This window comes from Luteimicrobium sp. NPDC057192, assembly GCF_042670205.1.
GTDB lineage: Bacteria > Actinomycetota > Actinomycetes > Actinomycetales > Cellulomonadaceae > Luteimicrobium.
This window is the reverse complement of the sequence record NZ_JBHUWD010000028.1, coordinates 55,860-63,996: the sequence shown is the minus strand read 5'-3', so window position 1 is coordinate 63,996 and position 8,137 is coordinate 55,860. Positions and strand designations below refer to the sequence as shown.

Here is an 8,137-nt window from a genome sequence, read left to right as displayed (position 1 = left end):
GCACGAGGTCCGGACGCTCGTGCTCGGCGGAGCGCTCGTGCTCGGTGTCGGCGGTGCTCGGCGCCGGCCGTCAGCGGCGGCGCAGCAGCACGACGCTGTCGTCGAGGTGTGCCGACTGACCGTCGGGTCCGACGGCGTCGCGCGTCCGCACCTCGCTGACGACGGTCTCCCAGGCGTCACCGAGCGCGAGCGCGGCGATCTGGTCGTCCGGCGTGAGCAGTGCGGCGGCCTCGTGGTCGGGACGGTCGTGCCAGTGGTCGTGGTCGGTCGACCACGGCGGCGGCCCCGCATGCCCGACGACGAGCAGGTGCCCGCCCGGCGCGACGGCGTCCGCGGCGCGGCGCAGCACCTCGGTGCGGGGGAACTCGACGGGGGAGTGCAGGAAGCACGCGGACGCGAGGTCGTACGTCGCGTCGGGTCGCCACGTCGCGAGGTCCTGGACGACGAACCGCACCCGGTCGCCCACGCCGCGCGCGTCCGCGGCCGCCCGTCCCCGCGCGACCGCGCCCGCCGCGACGTCGACGCCGGTCGCGTCCCAGCCCTGCTGGGCCAGCCACACGGTGTCGCCGCCCTCGCCGCAGCCGAGGTCGAGCGCGCGACCGGGCGTCAGGTCGCCGACGGCCTCGACGAGCGCGGTGTTCGGTCGGCCCGACCAGATCTGGTCGCTCTCGGCGTACCGGGCGTCCCAGAACGCGGTCGTCTCGTCGACGGCGTCGTGGCTGTCGTGCGCGTGGGCGCGGGGCTGCTCGGTCATGCGTCAAGCATCCGTGGTGGCCGGCCCCGACGGCAATCGCCGTTGCGGGAACGGCAAGCCGGTCGCCGCCACGGCCGTGGCCGGCGGATCAGGCGCCCGACACGTCCACCGCACGGGCGAGCCCCGGGTACCGGGTGACGACGCCGTCCGCGTCGAGCGTGAGGTCCACGGTGTACCGGTCGCTCGCGTACCGCGCGACCCGCCGCCCGTCGACGACGGCGCCCGCGTACGTCTGGCGGTCCGCGGCGACGCGCAGCGACGGGACCTCGACCCACGCCATCACGAGGTCCGTGGGCGCGACGTCGGCGTCGAGGACCCCGACGCGCAGCGCGGGCATCGTGTTGGTCGCGGGGCACAGGCCGAGGTCGCAGTCGACGGCGTCGTCGAGGACGGCGGGATCGGGGAGCCCGGGCGGTGGTGCATCGAGCGTGCCGGCGGCACTCGCGTCGCAGCGCCATCGCCCGTCGTCGCCACGCTCGAGCACGAGGTCCCGCGACCAGGGCGCGCCCTGCGGCGTGAGCCCGCGGACGGCGACGTCGAGCCGGCGCGTCACCCAGCCAGGGCCGGTCACGAGGGTCCACGACAGGGCGTAGGCGTCGGTCCGCGACGTGCCGGACCCGCGCAACGAGTCGGCGTCGAGCGTCAGGACGGCGGTGTCGACGCGGTGCGGGTCGTCCTCGCCGACCCACACGACCCGGCGCGTCCGCGTGCGGGTACCGTCCACCGCGGTCGCTGCGCCCGCCGTCGCTCCCGCCGTCGCTTCGCCCGCCGCCGTCTCTCGCGACGCCGGCGGTGTCCGGCCTGCCGGTCCGGCGTCGGTGCTGACGCCGGGGCGCACGCCGCCCGAAAGAGGCGGGGTGCGGCGTCGAGCGACCTCGGGGTGGTCCAGGGGAGCGAGCGACTTGCCGCGGATCCCCGAGAGCACGCGCAGCGCCCCGGCCCACGGGCCGGACCGCTGGAGCGACTGGCGACGCCAGTGCGCGCCGTCGTCGGTGACGACCTGGGACCGGGTGACCCGCGCGACCGTGCGCTCCTCGACGACGTCGGGCCGCGCGTCGTCGACGAACGCCACGCGTGCGCCGGGCTGTGCCCAGCCCAGCAGGTCGGTCCGGTCTCGCGCCACGCGTCCTCCTCGGTCGGGTGCCGCCGACGCTACTCCGGCGCGGGCCCGTCGTCGTGCGTGTCGACGAGCTCGGCGACGAGGCGCGCCGCCTTGACCTGCAGCTCGTCGCGGAGGGCGGCGAACCCGACGGGCGAGGCGAACGTCGGGTCGCCCACGGGCCAGTCCTCGTAGCGCACGCCCGGCACGACCGGGCACGCGTCGGACGACCCGAGCGTGACGACCACGTCGGCCGCGCGGATCGCGTCGTCGGTGAGCGACTTGGGGAACGCTGCCGCCTCGGGCACGTCGAGCTCCGTGAGGAGCGTCCGGACGTTCCGGGGAATCTGGGCGCCCGGCGTGAGCCCCGCGGTGCGCACGACGACACGGTGCTGGGACAGCCGGCGCGTGAGCGCGGCGGCGAGCTGCGAGCGCGCGGTGTCGGTCTGGGAGACGAACAGGACGTGGGGTGCGCTCCGCGACCGGTCGCGGGACGCGTCGCTGAGACGCTGCCGGGCGAACCGTTCGACGAGCACGAGCAGGGGGGTGGCGCCCGCGGTGGTCCGCGTGCGCACGAGCCCGGTCGCGCACTCGCGCACGATCCGGCGCACGACGTCGTAGCTCGTCTCGGCGTAGACGGCCGCGAGCCTGCCCGTGAGGCGGCTGAGCGCGTCCTCGAGCTCGTCGGGGTGCAGCGGGCGCGGGGTCCGGGGCGGGTCGAGCGCGACGGGCGCGAACACGTCGAAGAGCGTGCCGACCGTCGGGCCGCGGCCTCGGGCGATCCGGTACCAGACCCAGTTGCCGCGGCGTTCCGAGGTGACGAGCCCTGCGTCGCGCAGCACCCTGAGATGGTGCGAGACCGTGGGCTGGGCGAGGTCCGACAGCGCCGCGAGGTCCCGCACGCTGGCCTCCTCGACGGTGCCGATGAGCGAGAGCATCCGCAGGCGGACGGGATCGGCGAGCGCTCCGAGCGTGTCGGCCAGCCGTCGCGCGGCCTGGCCTCCGATGGCGCCCGCCTCGAGGACCCGTCGGGCGGTGGCGGGGGGCTCGTCCTGCATGGCTTCCATATTGACAGATGTCGATGCGCTCGCGCCCTTCGGCTGAATCGGGACGCTTGTCCCACATACTCGTTTTGGCCTCTGACCTGCATTGATGGACGAGCGTCCAAAAAACTTGGGCTGAAACGCCCCTGGGGTGTTGACGCGGCGAAAGTTGAACCTGCACACTCTTCTACGACGGCGCGCACCGCTTGCCCCCTGCGTGGTGCGCGCCGTTCCTCGTGAAGGCGAAGGCCCCGCTCCGGCGGGGCCTTCGTCGTCTTCCAGGGACGTTCCGTCGCCGGCCGGGCCGGGCGGGTCTCAGGCGATCCCGGCCCCGTCGGCGCGCCGGTCCCGTGGCTTCACCGGCGGCGGTTAGCGTTTCAGCGTGACTGCTGCAGGCCCCGACCCCGAACCGGACCGGCCGGGCTCCCCGCTCGCCCGCCTCTGGCGGCGCGACAGGGCGCGCACCGGTGACGCACCGACGACGACGTCCGTGCCCGACGACGACGCCGCCGTCGGGAGACCGGGCGCCGCGGACCGTGCCGCGTCCGCCCCTGAGGCGCTCGACGGCACGGTCGTCGGCTCGGACGCGGGACCCGCGTTCCCGACCCAGCCGACCGGCCCGTTGACGAGCGAGGAGGCCGTCGAGGCGGCCCTCCCGCGCTGGCGTGTGGCGCTCGTCGAGCACGTGGGCGGCTCGTCGCTCGAGGACATCACGGTGCTCGGGGACGCGGTCCTCGACCTGTCGGCCGCGCACCCCTCTGGCCTCGCGCAGCTCCTCGCGGGCCGTCCGACCCGCCTGTCCAACCTGTTCCGCGAGCCCGACGCGCTGCCGGCGGCCCGGCGGCACGCGCGTGCCGTCGTCGCGCAGACGCAGGACTACGCGCAGCGCTACGGCACGGCGCCCACCTACCTGGCGATCGGCGTGGCCTCCTGGTCGGGCACGGCCGGCCCGGGCCCGCGCTCCGACGACATGGCCGCCCTGGCGAAGGTCGCGACCTCCTCCTTCCGGGCCATCCACCCGTCGGTCGCGGCGTCGTCGGCGCCCCGGGCGCTGGAAGCCTCGGCCCATGCCGACGACCGCGGAAGCGACGCCGGCGCCGGAAGCGAGGACGGCGGCCGAAGGGACGCACGCGGGAACGCACCCGCAGCGCGCCCCGCGGGTGAGCGCGCGGGCCTGGCGGACGTCGCGGCGGTGGAGACGGCGCACCCGACCGCACGAGGCAGGGAGGCGACGGCCGCAGGTGGTGCGGACGGGGCAGAGGCGGCGAAGGACGTCAAGGGCTCGGCCGCCGCCCAGGAAGGCGACACGACCCCGGTCCGGGCGGCCGAGCCCAGTCCGAGCGCCTCGGGACCGTCCGGGCCGGACGGAACCACCGACGGCCCGCCACCGAGACGAGTCAACGCCCCCGTCCTGCTCCGCTCGTTGACGATCTCGACCGCCGGCCGCGGCGGCACCGACTTCGAGCTCACGCTCGAACCGACGGTCGAGCTCAACACGCTCCTCGTCCGGGCGCTGCGTGACCACGGTGCGCTGATCGACCCGGTGTCGCTGGCGCAGGGCGCGTTCACGGGCGTCGGGTTCGACCCGTCGGCGGTGCTGGCACGGATCGGGACGCTGGGCAAGGCCGTCCTGGAGGACTTCGCGCTGACGGACCGGCGGCTCGTGGGGTCGTTCGTGCACCCCGGGCAGCACCTGGTGGACGACCTGGACGAGCTGGCGCCGGGGCTGGCGCGCCACGAGGTGGTCGCGGCGCTCGCGGGCTCGTCGCAGGTCCCGGTCCCGGTGGGGGCGCCGCTCCCGCCGGAGCGGGCAGCGGACGGCGACCCGGTGCTCGAGCGGGGCGTGGGCGACCTGGACCAGGCGCAGCGCCGGGCCGTGGACGCCCTGGTGGGCGGCGGGCACTTCGCGATCGACGCGCCGTCGGGCTCGGACGTCGTGGGCACGGTGGCGGCGCTGCTGGCGGAGGCGGCGGCGAGCGGCCGGCAGGCGCTGTACGTGACGGGCCACCGGCGTGCGGCGGACGCGGTGTCGTCGCGGCTGGGCGACCTGGGGCTGGGCGAGCTGACGTTCGAGATCGCTCCCGAACCGGGGTGGCGTGCGTCGGCGGCGAACCGGCTGCTGACGGCGATGGCGTCGGAGCCGGCGCAGGCCGACCTGTCGGCGCACGCGGAGACCATGGACGCCCTGGTGGGCGCCCGGGCCCGCCTGACGGCGTACATCGAGGCGCTCCACCTGCCGCGGACGCCGTGGGGCGTGTCCGCGTACGACGCGTTGCAGGCGCTCGCGCGCCTGATGTCGGAGCGGCCCGCGCCGGAGACGGCGGTGCGGCTGTCGTCGGAGGTCACGAGCGCGCTCGACGACGACGCCCGCGAGACCGCGGCGGCGGACCTGGAGCGCGCGGCCGAGCTGGGCGCGTTCACGCTCCACGCGGCGACGACGCCCTGGTTCGACGCCGACCTCGAGACCGAGGACGACGCCCGGTCGACGCTGCTCCGGCTCGACCGGCTGCGTTCGCAGACGCTGCCGCGCCTGCGCGAGCAGATCGAGTACGTCTCGCGCGAGACCGACCTGACGGCCGCGACGACGCTCGGCGAGTGGCAGGCCGTGCTGCAGATGCTCGGCGGGATGCGGGGCACGCTCGACGTGTTCCAGCCGCTGGTCTTCGAGCAGCCTGCCGTGGACATGGTCCAGGCGACGGCGACCAAGCAGTGGCGCCTCGACCACGGGATCGAGATGGGCGGCGTCGCTCGACGGCGGCTGGTGCGGCGCGCGAAGGACATGATGCGGCCGGGCATCCGCGTCTCCGACCTGCACGCCGCGCTGCTGCAGGTCGAGGCGCAGCGCGCGGTCTGGGCGACGCACTGCCCGACGGGGAGCTGGCCGCGCCTGCCCGAAGGGCTGTCGGCGATCGAGGACACGAACGAGGCCGTCCGGATCGACGTGGACGAGCTGTCGCGGGTACTGCGGCCGACGCCCGGGGGCGGCGACCTCCTCGACCTGCCGTTCGACGACCTCGCGGCGCGGCTCGACGCCCTGGCCGACGACCGTTCGGCGCTCGACGACCTCCCCGAGCGCACGGCCGCCGTCCGGCGCGCGCGGGGGGCCGGGCTCTCGGAGCTCGTGGACGACCTGTCGCGCCGCGCGGTGACGCCCGGCCTCGTGGGGGCCGAGCTCGAGCTCGCGTGGTGGAGCTCGGTGTTCGAGCAGATCGTCGCGACCGACCCCGCGCTCACGGGTCAGGACGGCCCGGGCCTCGACGCGCTGGCCGCCCGCTTCCGCGACCTGGACCGCCGGCACGTCACGGCGCTGCCGGTCTCGGTGCTCAACCACGTCCACGCGCGGACGCTCGACGCGATGCGCGCGGACCCGGACGTCACGAAGGCGCTGTTCGCCGAGCTCCTCGAGGGGCGGCTGCGGACCGTGCGCGACCTGCAGGAGCGGCACACGGACCTCGTCCGGGCGCTGCGGCCCGTGGTCGTGGCGACCCCGACGCTCGTGCCCCAGCTCTTCCCGACGACGCGGACCGTCGACCTCGTCGTGCTCGACGCCGTCCAGCACGTGCCGCTCGAGATGCTCCTCGCCGCGATCGCGCGCGGACGTCAGGTGGTCGTCGTCGGGGACGTGCGGTCGGCGTCGACGCCCGCGGTGCGGGAGCTCGCACGCGTGCTGCCGACGCTCACCCTCCGGTCGGACGCGACGCGCCGCGACCCGCACCTGGTGGGTTTCCTCGCCCGGCACGGGTACGACGGCGTCCTCGCACCCGCCCCGCTGCCCGCGTCCCGGTCGACGGTCCACCTGCACGTGACCGAGGGGCTCGGCATGCCCGACCCCTCGTCGGGGGCCGTGGAGTCGACGCAGGCCGAGCTCGACCGCGTCGTCGAGCTGGCCATCGAGCACGCGATGACGCGACCCGAGCAGACGCTCGGCGTCGTCGCGTTCACGCCCGCGCACGCGGCCCGGATCCGTGAGGCGCTGCTCGCCGAGGTCCGGCGCAACCCGGGGCTCGCGGGCTTCTTCGCGGGCAGCAGGCCCGAGCCGGTCGTGGTCGCGGACCTCACCGGGGTGGCGGGGCTGACCCGCGACGCGATCATCCTCACGCTCGGCTTCGGCAAGACGCCGCACGGGCGCGTCCTGCACCGGTTCGGCCTGGTCGGGGAGGCGGGCGGCGACGCGCTCCTCCTCGACGCGGTGGGCGCGAGCCGGGAGCGGCTCGACGTGGTGTCGTGCTTCCGCGCCGACGAGCTCGACCCGGACCGGCTGCGCGGGGCGGGCGCGCGGCTCCTCTCCGACCTCCTGGAGTTCGCCGAGGAGCGCGACGGCAAGGCCGACCCGCTCGAGCTGTGGAACGGCGTCGACGTCGCGCGCGGCACCGACCGCCTGGTCCTGGACCTCGCGGAGCGGCTGTGGCGGACGGGGCTCGTCGTCGAGACGGACTTCGGCCCGGCCGGTTCCGACCGGGTGCCGCTCGTCGTCGGGCACCCGGACGTGCCGGGCGAGCTCCTGGTCGCGGTGCTCACCGACGACGAGGCGTACGTCGCGCAGCCCAGCGTCCGCGTCCGGGAGCGGCAGCGCCGCGAGCGGCTCGAGCGGCTGGGCTGGACCGTCGTGCAGGTGTGGTCGGCCGCGGCGTTCCTCGACCCCGAGAAGGAGGCCGAGCGGATCCGCCGGGCCGTCCTCGCCGTGCGGGACGCGCGCCTGGGCGTGGGGCGGCAGTCCGTGGTCACGGGCGCGACGCCGTTGCCTCGGACGACGGCCGCCTCGCGGCGCCACGTCGGCCCGTCGGCGCCGGAGCCCGTGATGCCGGTCGTGCCCGCCGAGCCGGTCGTCCCCGTCGACCCGGCCACACCCCTCCCGGTGGCGCACACGGCCGAGCCCGCGGGCTCGGGTGAGCCGACGTCGTCGGCCGAGCCTGCGTCGTCGGGTGCGGCTGCGTCGTCGGACGATCCGGCGGACGACGGCGGCGCGAGCGGCGACGCCCCCGCGGACGGCGCCTCGGGCGATGCGGAGAGTGGTCGCCGCAGCGGCCGGCGTCGCGTCGTGCGGCCCGGGAGCGAGCGCGAGACGGTCCTCGGGAGCACGAGTGACGACGTCGACTCCGAAGGCGCCGAGCGGCGCGACGAGTCGAACGACGAGCGCCTGCGCCGCGACGTCCCGCCGCACTGGCAGTGACACGGCGGCCCGAACCGACTCCGGCAGCCCGCTCGCAACCCCCGCGAGATACCGAAGAACGGCCGAGATAC

Annotated in this window: 4 protein-coding genes; 1 reads left to right on the top strand and 3 read right to left on the bottom strand. The window is 76.2% G+C overall.

Annotated features, from left to right (window positions below; translation table 11 throughout):
- Positions 1 to 70: 70 nt before the first annotated feature.
- The 3 genes from ACFT5B_RS13665 to ACFT5B_RS13655 form a co-directional block, all read right to left on the bottom strand.
- Positions 71 to 754, bottom strand: coding sequence for an SAM-dependent methyltransferase (locus ACFT5B_RS13665; RefSeq protein ID WP_386799130.1), 684 nt, complete (start codon positions 752 to 754; stop codon positions 71 to 73).
- 88 nt (positions 755 to 842) lie between these two features.
- Positions 843 to 1,877 (bottom strand): putative glycolipid-binding domain-containing protein, encoded by a 1,035-nt coding sequence (locus ACFT5B_RS13660; RefSeq protein ID WP_386799128.1) that lies wholly within the window; start codon positions 1,875 to 1,877, stop codon positions 843 to 845.
- Positions 1,878 to 1,906: 29 nt separating this feature from the next.
- A complete protein-coding gene (locus ACFT5B_RS13655) occupies positions 1,907 to 2,911 on the bottom strand; it encodes a metalloregulator ArsR/SmtB family transcription factor (RefSeq protein ID WP_386799126.1) in 1,005 nt (334 codons plus the stop codon).
- A 367-nt stretch (positions 2,912 to 3,278) separates the two neighbouring features.
- On the opposite strand from ACFT5B_RS13655, the gene ACFT5B_RS13650 reads away from it, so the two are divergent.
- Positions 3,279 to 8,066: a hypothetical protein gene (locus ACFT5B_RS13650; RefSeq protein WP_386799124.1), complete on the top strand. Its 4,788-nt coding sequence runs from the start codon at positions 3,279 to 3,281 to the stop codon at positions 8,064 to 8,066.
- The last annotated feature ends 71 nt before the right edge of the window (positions 8,067 to 8,137 follow it).

Bases quoted from the DNA above. Each gene is read 5' to 3' on its own strand.
- ACFT5B_RS13655 (WP_386799126.1), bottom strand. From the start codon at position 2,911: ATGCAGGACGAGCCCCCCGCCACCGCCCGACGGGTCCTCGAGGCGGGC.
- ACFT5B_RS13665 (WP_386799130.1), bottom strand. From the start codon at position 754: ATGACCGAGCAGCCCCGCGCCCACGCGCACGACAGCCACGACGCCGTC.